Raw genomic sequence first — 17,038 nt, forward strand, 5'->3', positions numbered from 1 at the left:
GAAAAAGCCCGCGTCAGCGGGCTTTTTTGTTGGCCCGTCGATCGGAACGAAAAAGGCGCCACGAGGGCGCCTCTGTGTGTCCGCCGGGCGGCCGGTCAGGCGGCCAGACGGGCCTCGAGCTTGGCCTTGGTGGCGGTCAGCTCGGCCGGCAGGTGGTAGGCGAGCTGCTTGAACAGCTCATCGTGGAGGCCGAGTTCGGTCAGCCAGGCAGCCTTGTCGATGTTGGTGACCTGCTCGTACTGCTCAGCGCTGAAATCGAGGCCTGTCCAGGTGATGTCCTGGTAGCGCGGGGTGGTGCCGAAGATGTTCTCGACCCCCTGGCCCGTGCCTTCGACGCGGTCCAGCACCCACTTCAGCACGCGCATGTTCTCGCCATATCCCGGCCAGATGAACTTGCCGTCGGCGCCCTTGCGGAACCAGTTGACGCAGAAGATCTTGGGCAGCGTGGCGCCTTGGGCTTCGAGCTTGGCGCCGAGGTCCAGCCAGTGCTGGAAGTAGTCGCTCATGTTGTAGCCCATGAAGGGCAGCATGGCGAACGGGTCGCGGCGCACGACGCCTTGCTGGCCGAAGGCCGCGGCGGTGGTTTCCGAGCCCATGGTGGCGGCCATGTAGACGCCTTCGGTCCAGTTACGCGCCTCGGTGACGAGCGGCACGGTGGTCGAGCGGCGGCCGCCGAAGATGAAGGCGTCGATCTTCACGCCGGCCGGGTTGTCCCACTCACTGTCGAGCGCCGGGTTGTTGGTGGCGGCGACGGTGAAGCGGGCGTTGGGATGCGCTGCCTTGGCACCGGTTTCCTTGGCGATCTGGGGCGTCCAGTCCTTGCCTTGCCAGTCGATGCAGTGCTTGGGCGCGTCGCCCATGCCTTCCCACCAGACGTCGCCGTCGTCGGTCAGCGCCACGTTGGTGAAGATCACGTCGCGGTTCAGCGACTTCATGCAGTTCGGGTTGGTCAGCGTGTTGGTGCCAGGGGCCACGCCGAAGTAGCCGGCTTCCGGGTTGATGGCGCGCAGCGAACCGTCGGCTTGCGGCTTCACCCAGGCGATGTCGTCACCGATGGTGGTCACCTTCCAGCCGTTGAAGCCGGCCGGCGGGATCAGCATCGCGAAATTGGTCTTGCCGCAGGCGCTCGGGAAGGCGGCGGCAACGTGGTACTTCTTGCCCTGCGGCGAGGTCACGCCGAGGATCAGCATGTGCTCGGCCAGCCAGCCCTGGGCACGGCCCATGGTCGAGGCGATGCGCAGGGCGAAGCACTTCTTGCCCAGCAGCGCGTTGCCGCCGTAGCCCGAGCCATACGACCAGATCTCCTGCGTCTGCGGGTAGTGGACGATGTACTTGGTCTCGCTGCAGGGCCAGGCCACATCCTTCTGACCGGCTTCAAGCGGAGCACCCACGGTGTGCACGCAAGGCACGAAATGGCCATCTTCGCCGAGCACGTCGAGCACGGCGCGGCCCATGCGGGTCATGATCTTCATGTTGACCGCGACATAGGCGCTGTCGGACAGCTCGACGCCGATGTGTGCGATCGGCGAGCCGAGCGGGCCCATGCTGAACGGCACGACATACAGCGTGCGGCCTTTCATGGCGCCCTTGAAGAGCGCCTTCTCACCCGTCTGAAGCAGCTCGCGCATCTCGGCCGGGGCCATCCAGTTGTTGGTGGGGCCGGCGTCTTCTTTCTTCTCGCTGCAAATGAAGGTGCGGTCTTCGACGCGCGCCACATCGCTCGGGCTGGTCACGGCCAGGTAGCTGTTGGGGCGCAGCTCCGGGTTGAGTTTCTTGAAGGTACCGGCGGCCACGAGCTGGGCGCACAGGCGGTCGTACTCTTCCTTGCTGCCGTCGCACCAATACACGTCTTTCGCTTCGGTGAGTGCAGCGATCTCGGCCACCCAGGCGACCAGCCGGGGATGTTTGACATAGGCCGGTACGTTCAAGCGCAGGCCTTCCATGACGGGTCGGTTCATCGTGGGTCCAATCATCAAAGTTGAAAAAGCGGGATCGGGCGAACCTCATGCACCGGAAAAGGTCGGTGCGGGGGGCTCGCCCCATGCCGCTTGGGCTACCGCTGTTGGCGGAGCAATCGACGTGCGACCCAGGGGTGGAGGGGGTCGCGAAATGATTGTCTTGCGAATGTAATCGTGCGGTAACCACCGGGTCGCAGGGGGCCATGCAAAGTTTGCATAGCCCCATGCAGCCCGCATGTGAACTTGTTCCGCGGCGTCGAACGTGCGGGCAGTTACTTCGCGGGCACGCGGCTTTTAAGATGCACGGCATGACGACCTCCCGCCGACTGGTTCTCGCCGCGCTCGCGTCTGCCGGCCTGCCTGCCGCCCATGCGGTGCAGCGCAAGTCGCTGAGCGATCCGCTGCGCCTGGGGGCCGAGCAGGCCTTGATCGAATCGGGCCTGGCCCCGCAGTTTCAGAAATCCTTCGGGCGCGACACTGGCGTGGCCGTGCAGCTCGTGCCTGGCCGCAGCGCCGAGCTACTCGAATCGCTGGAGCGCGGCGAAACTCGATGCCGCGATGACCAACGCCCCCGGAACTCGAAGCGTCCCTGGAGAAAAAAGGCCTCGCGCACGACCGGCGCCGCCTCGCCGTGGGTGACCTCGTGCTGGTCGGCCCGATGGAAGGCACCGGCAAAAAGGCCAAGGACCCGGTCGGCATTGCGGGTGAACGTGACGTGGCCGCGGCACTCGCGCGCCTCGCCGAGGCCCAGGCGCGGTTCATCGGCGCGCCAAGCGGCTGCGGTGCGCAGATCGCCAGCCTGAAACTGTGGCACGCGGCCAAGGTGTCGCCGGCCGCGCCCTGGTTCGTCGAAGCCAAGGGCAGCCCGCTGGACCAGGCTCTCGCCGAAAACGCCTACACGCTGGTCGAACGCGGCGTGTGGCTTGCCAAGGCCCGCAAGCCCTTCGCGCTGATGGTGGAGGGTGACCCGCGCCTCGCGACCGAGGTGCACTTCATGCGCTCCTTCCGCGTCAACCACCCGGCGGCCAAGCTCTTCGGCCAGTGGGTCGGGGGTCCGCAGGGCGCGCGGGTGGCGGGCAGCGTGCGCGGCTGGAAGCCCTCTCCCCGCTGACCCCCGCCGGCGTGCGGCATGATGCCGGCCCATGCCGACCCGGAGCCTTTTCAGCGTCAACGTCAGCCTCGCCCGCGAGGTCGACATCGCCGGCCGCCGTGTCATGACCGGCATTGGCAAACGGCCGGTGCCGCAGCCGGTGGCGGTCAGGCCGCTGGGCCTGGAGGGTGACGAGCAGGCCGACCTCTCGGTGCACGGCGGGCTGTCCAAGGCGGTCTACGCGTACCCGGTCGAGCACTACCCCTTCTGGCAGACGGTGCGCGCCCAGGCCAAGGTGGCGCTGTGGGACGAAGCACTGCCGCCCGGCTCGATCGGCGAGAACCTGACGATCAGCGGCCTCCTGGAAGACCAGGCCTGGGTCGGCGACGTGCTGCGCTTCCCCGACTGCGAACTCGCGGTGAGCGAGCCGCGCTTTCCCTGCTTCAAGTTCAACCACGCAATGGGCTTCAACCAGGCCACCAAGCTGATGGGCCAGAACGGCTGGTGCGGCTTCTACCTCGCGGTGCGCGTGCCGGGCACGCTGCAGGCCGGGCAGTCGTTCGAGCTGATCCCCGGGCCGCGCGAAGTGGGCATCCGGGAGCTGTTCCTCTCCCGGCTGCACCGCAACAAGCTCTAGAAGCCTTCCAACACCACCTTGCCGCGCGCCGTGCCGCTTTCGATGAAGGCGTGGGCGCGCTTGAGGTTGGCCGCGTTGATGGGGCCGAAGTGTTCGGCCAGCGTGGTGCGCACCCGGCCCTCGTCCACCATCTCGGCCACACGCTCCAGGAGTGCATGCTGGGCCTGCATGTCGGGCGTCTGGAACATCGAACGGGTGAACATCGACTCCCAGCGCAGCGACAGGCTCTTGCCCTTGAGCAGCATCACGTCGAGTGGCTGGGCCGGATCGTCGATCAGGCCCAGGCGGCCTTGGGGCGCAAGTGCCTTGACGATCTCGGCGTAGTGCAGGTGCGTCTGCGTGAGGCTGGCCACGTGCGTGACGGCCGGCACGCCGATGCGCGCCAGCTCTTCGGTCAGCGGCTTGGCGTGGTCGATCACATGGTGCGCGCCAAGCTCCTTCACCCAGGCCTGCGTTTCGGGCCGCGACGCGGTGCCGATCACCGTGAGCCCGGTCAGCTGGCGGGCCAGCTGCGTCATGATGGAGCCGACCCCACCCGCGGCGCCCACGATCAGCAGCGCGCCACGCGTATCGAGGTCGATCTCGAGCCGGTCGAACAGCACCTCCCAGGCGGTGATCGCCGTCAGCGGCAGCGCCGCGCCTTGCGCGAACGACAGACTCTTCGGCAGGTGGCCGACGATGCGCTCGTCCACGCACTGCAGCTCGGCGTTGCTGCCCGGGCGGGTGATGTCGCCGGCGTACCAGACCTTGTCGCCCGGCTTGAAGAGCGTCACCTGCGCACCGACCGCCTTGACCACACCGCTCGCGTCCCAGCCCAGCACCTTCACCTCGCCGGCCGGCGGGGCGGCGCGCTTGCGCACCTTGGTGTCGACGGGGTTGACCGAGATGGCCTTGACCTCGACCAGCAGGTCGCGCGGGCCGGGGGTCGGGTCGGGCAGGGTCACGTCGAGCAGCGATTCGGCGTGGTCGATGGGCAGGGACTGGCGGTAGGCAACGGCTTTCATGGCGGCTCCAGCAAATGGGAAATGAGCGTGCAGGCACTGTAGAAGCCGCTGCCGGATTTGATAATCCATCTCCAATCACAATCAGCTTCAACTCATTTTTGAAGATGAACCTGCCGCCCGACCTCCAGCTCTCGCAACTGCAGCTCTTCGTGCGCTTGGCCAACGCCGGCACCTTGAGCGCGGCGGCGCGCCAGCTGCAGCTGACCCCGGCGGCGGCCAGCGCAGCGCTGAAGCGACTGGAAGCGGCCCTCTCGGTACGCCTCGTCGAACGCTCGACCCGCTCGATGCGCCTCACGCCCGAAGGCGAACTGCTGCGCGAGCACGCCGAGCGCGCCCTGGGGGTGCTCGACGACGCCCGCTCGCTGCTCGGCGCCCAGCGCGAGCGGCTGGAAGGCGAAGTGCACCTCGCCGCCCCAGCCGACCTGGGCCGCCAGGTGCTGAGCCTGATGCTCGACGACATCCTCGCCCGCCACCCGGGCCTGCGCATCGCGCTGCAGGTGAGCGACGTGCGGCAGGACCTGCTGCGCGACCGCGTCGACATCGCCGTGCGCTACGGCGATCTGCACGACTCCAACCTCGTCGCGCGCCGCCTGCACGTCACCCAATCGGCCCTCGTCGCTTCGCCCGACTACCTGGCCCGGCACGGCACCCCGCAGCACCCGCGCGAGCTGGCCCAGCACAACTGCCTCACGCTGCACCGCGCCGAACGTCCGCACACGCAGTGGGTGTTTCAGCGCGACGGGGCCGAGTTCACGGTCAAGGTGGCCGGCAACCGCCGCGCCGACGACGGCGGGCTGGTGCGCGAGTGGGCGGTGCAGGGCCTGGGCATTGCGCAGAAGGCGCGCCTCGACGTGCTGGCCGACCTGCGCGCCGGCCGCCTGGTCGAGCTGATGCCGCAGTGGCAGGGCCTGCGCTACCCGCTGCACGCGATCGTGCCGGCGCAGCGCCACCTGCCGCTGCGCGTGCGCCGGCTGCTCGACGAGCTGGTGGCGCAGTTCGCCACCATCGATGAAGCTGATCAACCAGCCGACAATGCGGTGTCCTCGCCACCCTGACCGCCCATGCTCGCCTACCGACACGCCTTCCACGCGGGCAACCACGCCGACGTGCTCAAGCACATCGTCTTCATGCGCGTGTTGCGCTACCTGAACCAGAAAGACAAGCCCTACCGCCTGGTCGACACCCACGCCGGCGCCGGCGGCTACTCGCTCGAAGGCCAGTACGCGCAGAAGAAAAACGAATACGTCGAAGGCATCGGCCGGCTCTGGGAAAAGGAGAAGGGCGGCGAAGAACTGCCCGAAGCCGTGGCCGACTACCTCGCCTGCGTGCGCCAGTTCAACCCCGACGGCAAGCTCACGCAGTACCCCGGATCGCCGGCCTTCGCGCAGATGCTGCTGCGCCCGCAGGACCAGCTGCGCCTCTTCGAGCTGCACAACACCGACCACCGCATCCTCGCCTCCTACGTCGGTGATGCGAAAGGCGTGCAGGTGTTCAACGCCGACGGCTTCGACGGCCTGAAGGGCCAGCTGCCGCCGCCCTCTCGCCGCGGCGCGGTGCTGATGGACCCAAGCTACGAAGGCCACCACGATTACGGCCGAGTGATCGCCTCGCTGCGCGAAGCGCTGCTGCGGTTCGCCGAAGGCGTCTACATGATCTGGTACCCGCAGGTCACCAAGCTCGAAGCGGCACAGTTGCCGCGGCGGCTGGAGGCGCTCGCGCCCAAGGGCTTTCTGCATGTGCGGCTCACGGTGCAGCCGCTCGACTCGCAGGGCTTCGGCCTCGCCGGCAGCGGCATGTTCATCCTCAATCCGCCCTACACGCTGCACGACGAGATGGCGGAACTGTTGCCGTGGCTGGTGGAAGCGCTTGGGCAGTACGACGGGGCGAACTATTTGATAGAACAGCGGGCCGCCTGAGCTTCTGACGATCCAGACATGTCTTCCGACGCCAACTCGACCGGGCCCCTCGCCGGCCTCAAAGTGCTGGAGATGGGCCAGCTCATCGCCGGCCCCTTCGCCGCCAAGACGCTCGCCGACTTCGGCGCCGAGGTCATCAAGATCGAGCCGCCCGGCAGCGGCGACCCGCTGCGCCAATGGCGCCTGCTGCACAACGGCACCAGCGTCTGGTGGCAGGTGCAGTCGCGCAACAAGAAGAGCCTCGTGCTCGACCTGAAGCAGCCCGAAGCGCGCGACATCGTGAAGAAGCTCGCCGCCGAATGCGACGTGCTGATCGAGAACTTCAAGCCCGGCGTGATGGAGGCCTGGGGCCTGTCGTACGAAGCCTTGAGCGCACTCAACCCGAAGCTCATCATGCTGCGCATCAGCGGCTACGGCCAGACCGGGCCCTACAAGGACCGGCCGGGCTTCGGCGTCGTGGCCGAGGCGATGGGCGGCCTGCGCTACCTCACCGGTGAGCCGGGCCGGGTGCCGGTGCGCGTGGGCGTGAGCATCGGCGACACGCTTGCCTCGCTGCACGGCGTGATCGGCATCCTGATGGCGCTGCACCACCGGCATGCCACCGGCACGGGCCAGGTGGTCGACGTGGCGCTGTACGAGGCGGTCTTCAATTGCATGGAAAGCCTGCTGCCCGAGTACAGCGCCTTCGGCACCGTGCGCGAAGCGGCGGGCTCGGCCCTGCCCGGCATCGCCCCCAGCAACGCCTACCCCTGCACCGACGGCTGGGTGCTGGTGGCCGGCAACGGCGACAGCATCTTCTCGCGCCTCATGCGCACCATCGGCCGCCCCGACTGGGCCGACGACCCCTCGCTCGTGGGCAACGCGGCGCGCGTGAAGCGTGTCGGCGAGATCGACGCCGCCATCGGCACCTGGACGCAGACCCGCAGCGTCGCCGAGGTGCTGGACGCGCTCAACGCCGCGCAGGTGCCCGGCGGGCGCCTCTACACCGCCCGCGACATCGCCGAAGACCCGCACTACCGCGCCCGCGGCATGCTGCAGCAGGTGACCTCGGCCGACGGCCTCACGCTCGAGGTGCCGGGCATCGTGCCCAAGCTCTCGGCCACGCCCGGGCGCATCACCCGCCGCGCCCCGACGCTCGGCGAAGACACCAGCGCCGTGCTGCGCGAGATCGGCATCACGCCCGAGCAGGAAGCCCGCCTGCGCGAACGCGGCGTGCTGTGACCCCCGGCGTACCGCTCTACGCCCTGACCGGCGGCGTGCTGGCGTTGGGCACGCTCGCCGCCCTGGTGTGGCTGCGCCGGCGTGGGCCGCGCCCGCCCGACGCCGACAGCACGCAGCTGCCGGCCGGCACCGACTACGAACAGCTCTTCACCCTGAGCCCCCACCCCATGTTCGTCTACGACATGGAGACGCTGCGCTTCCTCGCGGTCAACGGGGCGATGCTGCGCCGCTACGGCCACACGCAGGACGAGCTGCTGAAGATGACGCTGGCCGACATCCGCCCGCCCGAAGACGTGCCGGCCATGCACGAAATGGCGCGCGAGGTGCGCGAGAGGCCGAGCGTGACCATCCCCGGCGTGTGGCGCCACCGCCGCAAGGACGGCACGGTGTTCCACGTGCGGGTCAGCGGCCACAACTTCACCTACGGCGGCCGCGCGGTGCGCATGGTGCAGGTGATGGACGTGAGCGCCGAGATGGCGCTGCAGGCCGAGCGCGAGCAGATGATCGCCAAGCTGCAGCATTCGCGCGAATGGCTGGCCACCGCCATCAACGCTGGGCGTGTGGCCCTGTGGGAGCGTGACATGGTGACCGGCAGCCTGGTGCTGGGCGGCCGCTGGGCCGAGGTGCTGGGCACCACGCGCGAAGCCTTCGGGCCGGTGACGGTCGACGCCTTCGAGCAGCGCTGCCATCCCGACGACCTGGCGTCCGCCGGCAAGCGTTTCGGCGCCTACCTGAAAGACCCGAGTGCCGCCCCCTACAGCGACGAGTTCCGCGTCCGCCGCGGTGACGACGGCAGCAGTGGCGACTGGATCTGGCTGCTCGCCCAGGGCCGCATCGCCGAGCGCCGCTCCGACGGCCTGGTGCGCCGGGTGGTCGGCACCTTCGTTGACATCACGCCGCTCAAGGCCGCACAGCATGCACGCGCACAAGCGCAGGCCGCTGAGCAGGCAAGCGCGATGAAGACGCAGTTCCTCGGGCGGGTCAGCCACGAGCTGCGCACGCCGCTCAACGCGGTGATCGGGTTTGCGCAGCTGATGCAGCTCGACGACAGGGCGCCGCTCACCGCGCAGCAGAAGGAGCGTGTCGCCCACATCGAACGCGCCGGGCAACACCTGCTGGGCCTGATCACCGACCTGATGGACCTGAGCCGCATCGAGAATCGGCGCCGTCGAGCTGCAGCAGGACGCGGTGAACCTGCCCCACCTGCTCGACGACAGCCTGGCGATGGTGCAGGCGCAGGCCGACCAGCGCGCGGTCGTCGTCGAGCGCGAGATCGAACCCGGCCTGCCGCCGGTGCACGCTGACCCGTTGCGGCTGCGCCAGTGCGTGATCAACCTGTTGTCGAACGCCATCAAGTACGGCCACGAGCGCGGCCGCGTGCAGGTGGGAGCGCAACGCACCCCGCAGGGCGAGGTGGTGCTGTGGGTGTGGAACGAAGGCGCCGGCATGACGCCGGAGCAGCTCTCCCGCCTCTACGAGCCCTTCAACCGCCTCGGCCGCAACGCCAGCCATGGCGAAGGCAGCGGCATCGGCCTCGCGATCAGCCGCCAGTTGATCGAGCGCATGGGCGGGCGCATCGAGGCCGAAAGCGAGGCCGGCGCCTGGGCCCGCTTCACCGTGACGCTGCGCGCCGCCCCAGCCTGATGCGCCACGCGGTCGCGGGAAAACCCGCCCCCGCTGCACCGAAAAAGAACAAGCCGGTACAAGGTCGCCTTCTGTGAGCGGCGAACAATGTCTGTGCACGATCGTGCAATCAAAAAATGCACCGCCCTGGAACCATCGCTGGAAGCCCCGTGGACCGCTTGGCCAACTCCCGCCATGCCGCCGCCACGGCGCGGGGCCGCATGCGCCTCTTCGAAGACGGCTTTCTCTACACCAGCACCGGCACCGAGTCGGAAAGCGCCCGCCACAGCGCCTCGCTCCTGCTCGCGCTGACCGACGCCGCCTTCGAGATCGAAGCCGGCGGCCAGACGCAGCGGGCGCACGCCCTGGCCGTGCGGCCCTTCGTCGCCAAGCGGCTGCACGCCTGCGGTGTGCCCTTCGCCTGCATCGACGCCTCGACCGAACACCCGCTCTACCGCGCCTTCGCCTTCCTGCCTGAGCCGGGCTACAAGGTGCTGCCCCCGAAGCCTTCGCGCCGGTGATGCCTGCGCTCAACGCCTTCCGCCGCGGCGAGATGACCTCGCGCACGAGCCGGCTGCTGTACCGGCGCATCTTCGACCTGGCGCGCGGCATGCTGCCACCGCCGCCCAAGATCGACCCGCGCATCGAGCGTGTGATCGCATTGCTCGACGCCGACCACACGCTCGGCGTGGCCCAGCTGGCCAACGCGGTGTGTGTCTCGCGCGACCGCCTGTCGCACCTCTTCACGCAGGAGATGGGGCTGCCGCTGCGCAAGTATTCGCAGTCGCTCAAGATCCGCGCCGCCGCACGCCTGCTCGGCTCGGGCCTCAACTTCACCCAGATCGCCGCCGCCGCCGGCTTCACCGACTCGGCCCACTTCTCGAAGATCTGGGCCCACGCGTACGGCGCCTCGCCCGCCTACTTCTACACGAGCGGCGCGGTCGCGATTCAGCCGCCGCGGGCGGTGCGGATCGAAGGCAGCAGCGCGGTGTCGTCGCGCTTCAAGTCGCGAAACGCCGCAAACAGCCACGACCTCATCCCCACCACCAAGGTGTAGGGCCGCTTCTGGTCGGGCGGCAGGCGCTGGTCGGCCAGGTGCTGCTGGGCGAAGTCCTGCCCCACACGCTGCAGCCGCTCCATGAAGGTGGCCGCGAGGCTCTTGCCGACCTGGCCGTGCACCAGCATCAGCATCTCGCCTTCGCCGTCGAAGCCGCCACTGAAGTAGTCGTCGACCACGTGCTCGCGGAAGAAGTCCATCACCGGCCCGTGCGGCCGCCAGCGGAAGGTCTTGGCCACCTGCAGGCGGTAGCGGTTCATCGGGCGCAGCTCGATGATGCCGAGCTTGTCGAGCTGCGTGAGGTACTTGATGCACTCGGCCTCGGTGAAGGTGTAGGTCGCGACCACCTGCTCGAAGGTCCACTGGCTCAGGCAGCAGATCGCCATCAGCAGCAGGCGCCGGTCGGCCACCACCGCCTTCTCCTGGTCGAGCGTCAGTTCGCGGCGCAGCGGTTGAGCGTCGGCGACCTTGCGGGCGAGCTCGGCGAAATCCATCTTCAAGACCCGCAGCACGTCGTCGATGCGTGACAGCGGCATGTCGGCCTTGGCGAAGACGCGCTTGATGCTCGACTCCGACATGTCCAGGTGCCCGGCCAGCTCGGCGTAGGTGATGCCGGCGGCCTTGAGTTCGGCCTTCACCGCCGTGACCAGGTCCTGCGTGGTGCTCATCGAGAAGCCCTCCAAAAGTATCGGCAAACGATACCAGTCAGCCGGAGCCGCGCAACCCCTCCTGGAACGCTTGAACCGGATCGGCCGGGTGCAGATCATCCGCCCCGTGTTCAACGTCACCGAGGATTTCATGCACACCCCCGCCGCCCCCCGCCCCGACACCAAGGCCTGGAAGCTCCAGGTGTGGGTCTCGTTCGGCATCGCCGCCACGCTGTGCGGCACGGGCCTCGCCTACCTGCCCGGCGCCGACCTCGACCGCGCGTTCATGGTGATGGGCTACGTGTTCTGCCTGTCGACCGCCTTCGCGCTCGCCAAGTACGTGCGTGACAACGAAGGCCGGCGCGTCGACACGCCGATGTGGGGCATGGTGGTCTGGGGCGGCTTCGCGCTCGCGATGGCACTCACCGGCTGGGGCCTGTACCGCATGGAGATCAACCCGACCTACAAGGCGTATCTCGGCGTGTGTTGGCTGTTCCTGATCTCCAGCGTGTTCACGCTGGCCAAGACGCTGCGCGATGCGCACGAGGTGCTCATCGCCCAGGCCCGCCGCGAAGGAATGGCGATGCGCGGCGCACGCGACACCGAATGAGGCGCAAGACCATGAAACGACTCACCCTGCCCCTGTTGCTCTCGGCCCTGCTCGCGGTGACCCCCGCACGGGCCCACCCGCCCAACGCGTCGGACGCGAGTGCCTTGTCGATGTTGCCCATCGCGGTGTCGGTCGCCGCGCCGGCCATGCTGCTCTCGGCCGGCGCGATGCTCACCGTCGTCGCCGTCGAGGCCTCGGCCGCTGGCGTGGTGTGCATCCTGGAACGTGCCTCGGACGGCGCACGGGCCAGCGTCACGCTCAGCACGCAAGGCGCAACGGCCCTGTCGATCGGCGTCGGCACGGTCGTGACCGTGAGCGCCTTCAGCGCCGGCTGGGTGCTGTCGGCCGCCGGCCGCGCCATCGCCTACATCCCCAACGAGATCGGCGCTGCGCTGCTCTACAACGAGCGGGTGACGCGATGAACCGGAGATGGTCTGCCGCCCTGTTGCTGGCGGCATTCACCACCCTCGCCCACGCCGGCCGCACCTGCGAGCCCAAGCCGCCCGAGGCGCGCAACATCGAGCGTGCGATGGTGCTGGCCGAACACGCCGCGCGCGCGCTCGACGCCAGCGGCGCGCAGGTGGTGGTGCTGGCCCGCGCCGGGCAGGACCTGGGCGAATACGGCCTGCGCTACTCGCACCTGGGCCTGGCCTACCGCGACGGGAATCGCTGGCGCGAAGGCGGGCAGGGACGCGCCGTCTGGCGGGTCGTGCACAAGCTCAACCAGTGCGGCACCGCGCACGCCGCCGTCTACCGCCAGGGCCTCGGCGAGTTCTTCCTCGACGACCTGCACGAGTACCAGGCCGGCGTGGTGGTGCTGCGCCCCGACGTGCAGGCCCGCCTGCTGCCCTTGCTGAACGACAACGCGCGCCTCACGCAGCTGCACAGCCCGCGCTACAACATGGTCGCCTACCCCTGGTCGCAGCGTTACCAGCAGTCCAACCAATGGGCCATCGAAACCCTCGCGATGGCGATGGACCCGGCCGCCGCCACCCGCCAGCGCGCCCAGGCCTGGCTGCAGCTGCATGGCTACCAGCCGACCACGCTGCGCCTGTCGCCGTTCAAGCGCCTCGGCGCGCGGGTGACGGCGGCCAACGTCGCCTTCGACGACCACCCCGACGAGAAGCGCTTCCGTGACCGCATCGAGACGGTCACGGTCGATTCGGTGTTCACCTGGCTCGGCAGAACCGGCCTCGGAAACCCGGTGCAAGTCATACGCTGAGGCGGCACCGGCGCCTGCACAATCGCCCCCCATGTCCGTTGTCCGCTCCCCTCTATTCATCGCCGCCACCGCCTCGGGCTTGGTGCTCGGCGCCGCCGCGCTGATGGCCCGCCCAGCGCCTCCCGACACCACCGCCGCCCGGCTGAAGGAAGCCTGCGCGTCGAAAGACGTCACGCTGCGCGGCGAGCCGCACCGCCTGCTGGCGATGTGCACCCGCAGTGCGCGTGCGTCCGCCACCAACGACGCCGGCCGCATCGACCTCCATCTGCTCAAGCGCGACGCCGAAGGCTGGCAGCCGGTCGCACAGACGCTGGGCCTGGAAAGCGGCCAGATGGGCCAGCCCGGCGACGTGGCCGTGCTGCAGCTCGGCCCGAACCTTTACGGGTTCGAGATCACCGAAACCTCGGTGAGCCAGGGGTACCTGCTGGGGGGCACGCGGCTGTACGTCCCGCGCGAGGCCGGGTTCCAGGTCGCGCTCGACTACACCTCGACCGTGCGCAACATCGGCACGCACGAGTGCGCGCACGCCACGCCGGCGGCGTGCAGCGATTTCTCGCGGCGGCTGAAGGTCGAGGCGCGCGAGGGCACGAGCGTCTACCCGCTGCGCATCACGAGCCTCGGCCATTTCCGCGGCGAGCCGGTGTCGGCCACGCACGTGCTGAGCTACGACGCCAAACGCGCGCAATACCGCCTGCCGGCGGGCTTCGAAGCGCAAGTCGAATAACGATCACGAGGGATCCACTTGAGCAGCCACGACCACCCCAACCAGTTCGCGCTGCTCCAGCAGCGCCGCTTCGCGCCCTTCTTCTGGACGCAGTTCCTTGGCGCCGGCAACGACAACCTCTTCAAGTTCGCGCTCACGGTGATGGTCACCTACCAGATCCAGGTGGGCTGGCTGCCGGCCTCGCTCGCCGGCCTGGTGATCGGGGCACTGTTCATCCTGCCCTTCCTGCTGTTTTCGGCCACCAGCGGGCAGCTGACCGACAAGCACGACAAGACGCAGATGATCCGCTTCGTGAAGTGGTTCGAGATCGCCGTGATGGCGATCGCGGCCTGGGGCTTCATGAGCGTCAACATCCCGGTGCTCCTGGCGTGTGTGTTCCTGATGGGGCTCCACTCCACCCTTTTCGGGCCGGTGAAGTTCGCCTACCTGCCGCAGCACCTCAACGAGCGCGAGCTGACCGGTGGCAATGGCATGGTCGAGATGGGCACCTTCGTGGCCATCCTGCTGGGCAACGTGGTGGGCGGGCTGCTGGTGGCCGTGCCGCAGGTCGGGCCGACCTACATCGCGTGGTCGTGCCTCGCGCTGGCGGTGCTCGGGCGCGTGCTGGCGCAGGCGGTGCCGCCCACACCCGCCACCGACCCCACGCTCAAGATCAACTGGAACCCCTTCACCGAAACCTGGCGCAACCTGAAGCTCGCGCACGAGAACGTGGCGGTGTTCCGTTCGCTGCTGGGCATTTCGTGGATGTGGTTCTTCGGCGCGGTGTTTCTCGCGCAGTTCCCCTCGTTCGCGAAGGACGTGCTGCACGGCGACGAGCACGTGGCCTCGCTGCTGCTCGTCGTGTTTTCCATCGGCATCGGCATCGGCTCGCTGATGTGCGAGATGCTGTCGCGCCGCCATGTGGAAATCGGCCTGGTGCCGCTCGGCGCGATCGGCATGAGCGTCTTCGCGATCGACCTCTACTTCGCCTCGCGCGGCCTGCCGCCCAGCGCGCCGCTGACGGTGAGCGCCTTCCTCGCGCAGACCGCCCACTGGCGCGTGATGGCCGACCTGCTGCTGCTCTCGCTCTTTGCCGGCATCTACAGCGTGCCGATGTATGCGCTGATCCAGCTGCGTTCCAAGCCCACGCACCGCGCCCGCATCATCGCGGCCAACAACATCCTCAACGCGCTCTTCATGATCGTGAGTTCGGTGATGGTGGGTGCGCTGCTGGCGCTCAAGTTCACCATCCCGCAGGTGTTCCTCATCGTCGGTCTGCTCAATGCGGTGGTGGCGTTCTACATCTTCATGCTGGTGCCGGAGTACCTGCTGCGCTTCATCGCCTTCCTGGCCACCCGTCTCGTCTACCGCTTCCGCGTGAAGGGCGACGAGCACATCCCGGTCGACGGCCCGGCGATCCTGGTGTGCAACCACGTGAGCTTCGTCGACGCGGTGCTGCTGATGGCCGCCAGCCCCCGCCCCATCGCCTTCATCATGGACCACCGCATCTTCCAGATCCCGGTGCTGGGCTTCCTGTTCAAGCTGGCGAAGGCGATCCCGATCGCGTCGCAGAAGGACGACCCGGCCACCTACGAGCAGGCCTTCGCACGCGCCCGCCAGGTGCTCGACAACGGCGACCTGCTCTGCATCTTCCCCGAGGGTGCGATCACGAAAGACGGCCAGCTCGGCGAGTTCAAGGGCGGCATCATGAAGATCCTCGAGACGCACCCGGTGCCGGTGGTGCCGATGGCCCTGCAGAACCTCTGGGGCTCGTTCTTCTCGCGCGTCGATGGCGCAGCGATGACGCGGCCGTTCCGCCGCGGCTTCCTGAGCCGCGTGGGCCTGATCGCAGGCCCGGCCCTGCCGGCCGCCCAGGTGTCGCCGGCGCTGCTCAAGGAGCGGGTCGCCGCGCTGCTGGTCGAGCCTCTTCCCGGGGTGCCGGCCGGCGTACCCCGCCCCGCCTAAAATCGCCGGCTTCCCCCAGCCAACAGCGAGTACCCCGTGGCCGCCACCATCCTCCAGAAACTCCCCGCCGGCGAACGTGTCGGCATTGCCTTCTCGGGCGGCCTCGACACCAGCGCTGCCGTGCACTGGATGCGCAAGAAGGGCGCCACGCCCTGCGCCTACACCGCCAACCTCGGCCAGCCCGACGAAAGCGACTACGAAGACATCCCCCGCAAGGCGAAGGCTTACGGCGCCGACATCGCCCGCCTGGTCGACTGCCGCGCGCAGCTCGTGGCCGAAGGCATCGCCGCCATCCAGAGTGGCGCCTTCCACATCAGCACCGGCGGCGCGACCTACTTCAACACCACCCCGCTCGGCCGCGCCGTCACCGGCACCGCGCTCGTGGTGGCGATGAAGGAAGACAACGTCCACATCTGGGGCGACGGCAGCACCTACAAGGGCAACGACATCGAGCGCTTCTACCGCTACGGCCTGCTCGCCAACCCGGCCCTGCGCATCTACAAGCCCTGGCTCGACCAGACCTTCATCGACGAAACCGGTGGCCGCAAAGAGATGAGCGAATTCCTCATCGCCAACGGCTTCGACTACAAGATGAGCGTGGAGAAGGCCTACTCGACCGACTCCAACATGCTGGGCGCGACGCACGAGGCGAAAGACCTGGAGTTCCTCGACAAAGGCCTGCACATCGTCAACCCGATCATGGGCGTGGCCTTCTGGAAGGATGACGTCGTCGTGAAGGCCGAGCGGGTCTCGGTCGCCTTCGAAGAAGGCCGCCCGGTCGCGATCAACGGCGTGCGTTTCGGCAGCGCCGTGGCCTTGTTCGAAGAGGCCAACAAGGTCGGCGGCCGCCACGGCCTGGGCATGAGCGACCAGATCGAGAACCGCATCATCGAGGCCAAGAGCCGTGGCATCTACGAAGCCCCGGGCATGGCGCTGCTGCACATCGCCTACGAGCGCCTGGTGACCGGCATCCACAACGAAGACACCATCGAGCAGTACCGCAGCAACGGCCGCAAGCTCGGCCGCCTGCTGTACCAGGGCCGCTGGTTCGACTCGCAGGCCATGATGCTGCGCGAGAGCGCGCAGCGCTGGATCGCCAAGGCGATCACCGGCGAAGTGACGCTGGAGCTGCGCCGCGGCAACGACTACTCCATCATGAACACGGTGAGCCCCAACCTCACCTACGCGCCGGAGCGGCTGTCGATGGAAAAGGTGGAAGGCGCCTTCCAGCCGATCGACCGCATCGGACAGCTCACGATGCGCAACCTCGACATCGCCGACACCCGCCAGAAGCTCGGCATCTACAGCGCCACCGGCCTCCTGGGCGACCAGAGCGAAGGCAGCCTGCCGCTGTTGACGGGCGACAAACCCAAGGCCTGATCTTC

18 protein-coding genes and 1 pseudogene are annotated in these 17,038 nt (G+C 68.4%); 16 read left to right on the plus strand and 3 right to left on the minus strand.

What is annotated here, in order from left to right; translation table 11 throughout:
- Positions 1 to 95: 95 nt before the first annotated feature.
- On the minus strand, positions 96 to 1,958 hold the full coding sequence (locus LRS03_RS17210; RefSeq protein ID WP_257826968.1) for a phosphoenolpyruvate carboxykinase (GTP): 1,863 nt from the start codon (positions 1,956 to 1,958) through the stop codon (positions 96 to 98).
- Positions 1,959 to 2,589: 631 nt separating this feature from the next.
- Here LRS03_RS17210 and LRS03_RS17215 point away from each other — a divergent pair.
- Complete coding sequence (locus LRS03_RS17215) at positions 2,590 to 3,069, plus strand: substrate-binding domain-containing protein (protein WP_257826969.1); 480 nt, start codon at positions 2,590 to 2,592, stop codon at positions 3,067 to 3,069.
- Between the two features lie 31 nt (positions 3,070 to 3,100).
- Positions 3,101 to 3,685 carry an MOSC domain-containing protein gene (locus tag LRS03_RS17220; protein WP_257826970.1) on the plus strand — a complete coding sequence of 195 codons (585 nt, stop codon included), beginning with the start codon at positions 3,101 to 3,103 and terminating at the stop codon, positions 3,683 to 3,685.
- Here the strand turns inward: LRS03_RS17220 and LRS03_RS17225 are convergent.
- Positions 3,682 to 4,689, minus strand: coding sequence for a zinc-binding alcohol dehydrogenase family protein (locus LRS03_RS17225; RefSeq protein WP_257826972.1), 1,008 nt, complete (start codon positions 4,687 to 4,689; stop codon positions 3,682 to 3,684). The genes LRS03_RS17220 and LRS03_RS17225 overlap by 4 nt on opposite strands.
- A gap of 104 nt (positions 4,690 to 4,793) precedes the next feature.
- Between LRS03_RS17225 and LRS03_RS17230 the strand changes: the two genes are divergently transcribed.
- The 7 genes from LRS03_RS17230 (at position 4,794) to LRS03_RS17260 (ending at position 10,506) form a co-directional block, all read left to right on the plus strand.
- Positions 4,794 to 5,744 (plus strand): LysR family transcriptional regulator, encoded by a 951-nt coding sequence (locus LRS03_RS17230; protein WP_257826973.1) that lies wholly within the window; start codon positions 4,794 to 4,796, stop codon positions 5,742 to 5,744.
- A 6-nt stretch (positions 5,745 to 5,750) separates the two neighbouring features.
- Entirely contained in the window at positions 5,751 to 6,605 is an 855-nt protein-coding gene (locus LRS03_RS17235) for a 23S rRNA (adenine(2030)-N(6))-methyltransferase RlmJ (RefSeq protein WP_257826974.1), read from the plus strand.
- An 18-nt stretch (positions 6,606 to 6,623) separates the two neighbouring features.
- The gene (locus LRS03_RS17240; protein ID WP_257826975.1) at positions 6,624 to 7,826 is read left to right on the plus strand and encodes a CaiB/BaiF CoA transferase family protein; all 1,203 of its coding nucleotides are present in this window, start codon (positions 6,624 to 6,626) and stop codon (positions 7,824 to 7,826) included.
- On the plus strand, positions 7,823 to 9,130 hold the full coding sequence (locus LRS03_RS17245) for a PAS domain-containing sensor histidine kinase (RefSeq protein ID WP_257826978.1): 1,308 nt from the start codon (positions 7,823 to 7,825) through the stop codon (positions 9,128 to 9,130). Before LRS03_RS17240 ends, LRS03_RS17245 begins: the two co-directional genes overlap by 4 nt.
- A complete protein-coding gene (locus tag LRS03_RS17250) occupies positions 9,015 to 9,470 on the plus strand; it encodes a sensor histidine kinase (RefSeq protein ID WP_257826980.1) in 456 nt (151 codons plus the stop codon). Before LRS03_RS17245 ends, LRS03_RS17250 begins: the two co-directional genes overlap by 116 nt.
- 149 nt (positions 9,471 to 9,619) lie before the next feature.
- Positions 9,620 to 9,970 carry a hypothetical protein gene (locus LRS03_RS17255; RefSeq protein ID WP_257826981.1) on the plus strand — a complete coding sequence of 117 codons (351 nt, stop codon included), beginning with the start codon at positions 9,620 to 9,622 and terminating at the stop codon, positions 9,968 to 9,970.
- Entirely contained in the window at positions 9,970 to 10,506 is a 537-nt protein-coding gene (locus tag LRS03_RS17260; protein WP_257826983.1) for a helix-turn-helix domain-containing protein, read from the plus strand. The genes LRS03_RS17255 and LRS03_RS17260 overlap by 1 nt, the downstream gene beginning before the upstream one ends.
- Here LRS03_RS17260 and LRS03_RS17265 read toward each other — a convergent pair.
- On the minus strand, positions 10,398 to 11,174 hold the full coding sequence (locus LRS03_RS17265; RefSeq protein ID WP_257826984.1) for a helix-turn-helix domain-containing protein: 777 nt from the start codon (positions 11,172 to 11,174) through the stop codon (positions 10,398 to 10,400). The genes LRS03_RS17260 and LRS03_RS17265 overlap by 109 nt on opposite strands.
- A gap of 130 nt (positions 11,175 to 11,304) precedes the next feature.
- Here LRS03_RS17265 and LRS03_RS17270 point away from each other — a divergent pair, with 130 nt between their 5' ends.
- From LRS03_RS17270 to argG, 7 genes and pseudogenes are all read left to right on the plus strand, one after another.
- On the plus strand, positions 11,305 to 11,763 hold the full coding sequence (locus tag LRS03_RS17270; protein ID WP_257829588.1) for a YiaA/YiaB family inner membrane protein: 459 nt from the start codon (positions 11,305 to 11,307) through the stop codon (positions 11,761 to 11,763).
- An 11-nt stretch (positions 11,764 to 11,774) separates the two neighbouring features.
- The gene (locus LRS03_RS17275) at positions 11,775 to 12,185 is read left to right on the plus strand and encodes a hypothetical protein (RefSeq protein WP_257826987.1); all 411 of its coding nucleotides are present in this window, start codon (positions 11,775 to 11,777) and stop codon (positions 12,183 to 12,185) included.
- Positions 12,182 to 12,985: a DUF2145 domain-containing protein gene (locus LRS03_RS17280; protein ID WP_257826989.1), complete on the plus strand. Its 804-nt coding sequence runs from the start codon at positions 12,182 to 12,184 to the stop codon at positions 12,983 to 12,985. Before LRS03_RS17275 ends, LRS03_RS17280 begins: the two co-directional genes overlap by 4 nt.
- A 31-nt stretch (positions 12,986 to 13,016) precedes the next feature.
- Positions 13,017 to 13,709 (plus strand): hypothetical protein, encoded by a 693-nt coding sequence (locus LRS03_RS17285; protein ID WP_257826991.1) that lies wholly within the window; start codon positions 13,017 to 13,019, stop codon positions 13,707 to 13,709.
- 51 nt (positions 13,710 to 13,760) lie between these two features.
- Positions 13,761 to 14,996, plus strand: a pseudogene (locus LRS03_RS27070) (MFS transporter); the annotation flags it as partial.
- Positions 14,997 to 15,653 carry a 1-acyl-sn-glycerol-3-phosphate acyltransferase gene (locus tag LRS03_RS27075; RefSeq protein WP_489739929.1) on the plus strand — a complete coding sequence of 219 codons (657 nt, stop codon included), beginning with the start codon at positions 14,997 to 14,999 and terminating at the stop codon, positions 15,651 to 15,653. It abuts the pseudogene before it with no gap.
- Between the two features lie 36 nt (positions 15,654 to 15,689).
- A complete protein-coding gene (gene argG, locus LRS03_RS17295; RefSeq protein ID WP_257826992.1) occupies positions 15,690 to 17,033 on the plus strand; it encodes an argininosuccinate synthase in 1,344 nt (447 codons plus the stop codon).
- The last annotated feature ends 5 nt before the right edge of the window (positions 17,034 to 17,038 follow it).

Source organism: Rhizobacter sp. J219, from assembly GCF_024700055.1.
GTDB lineage: Bacteria > Pseudomonadota > Gammaproteobacteria > Burkholderiales > Burkholderiaceae_C > Rhizobacter.

Bases quoted from the DNA above. Each gene is read 5' to 3' on its own strand.
- LRS03_RS17260 (WP_257826983.1), top strand. From the start codon at position 9,970: ATGCCTGCGCTCAACGCCTTCCGCCGCGGCGAGATGACCTCGCGCACG.
- LRS03_RS17240 (WP_257826975.1), top strand. From the start codon at position 6,624: ATGTCTTCCGACGCCAACTCGACCGGGCCCCTCGCCGGCCTCAAAGTG.
- LRS03_RS17225 (WP_257826972.1), bottom strand. From the start codon at position 4,689: ATGAAAGCCGTTGCCTACCGCCAGTCCCTGCCCATCGACCACGCCGAA.
- LRS03_RS27075 (WP_489739929.1), top strand. From the start codon at position 14,997: ATGCTGGTGCCGGAGTACCTGCTGCGCTTCATCGCCTTCCTGGCCACC.
- LRS03_RS17210 (WP_257826968.1), bottom strand. From the start codon at position 1,958: ATGAACCGACCCGTCATGGAAGGCCTGCGCTTGAACGTACCGGCCTAT.
- LRS03_RS17285 (WP_257826991.1), top strand. From the start codon at position 13,017: ATGTCCGTTGTCCGCTCCCCTCTATTCATCGCCGCCACCGCCTCGGGC.
- LRS03_RS17270 (WP_257829588.1), top strand. From the start codon at position 11,305: ATGCACACCCCCGCCGCCCCCCGCCCCGACACCAAGGCCTGGAAGCTC.
- LRS03_RS17230 (WP_257826973.1), top strand. From the start codon at position 4,794: ATGAACCTGCCGCCCGACCTCCAGCTCTCGCAACTGCAGCTCTTCGTG.
- LRS03_RS17235 (WP_257826974.1), top strand. From the start codon at position 5,751: ATGCTCGCCTACCGACACGCCTTCCACGCGGGCAACCACGCCGACGTG.
- LRS03_RS17220 (WP_257826970.1), top strand. From the start codon at position 3,101: ATGCCGACCCGGAGCCTTTTCAGCGTCAACGTCAGCCTCGCCCGCGAG.
- LRS03_RS17275 (WP_257826987.1), top strand. From the start codon at position 11,775: ATGAAACGACTCACCCTGCCCCTGTTGCTCTCGGCCCTGCTCGCGGTG.
- LRS03_RS17280 (WP_257826989.1), top strand. From the start codon at position 12,182: ATGAACCGGAGATGGTCTGCCGCCCTGTTGCTGGCGGCATTCACCACC.
- LRS03_RS17265 (WP_257826984.1), bottom strand. From the start codon at position 11,174: ATGAGCACCACGCAGGACCTGGTCACGGCGGTGAAGGCCGAACTCAAG.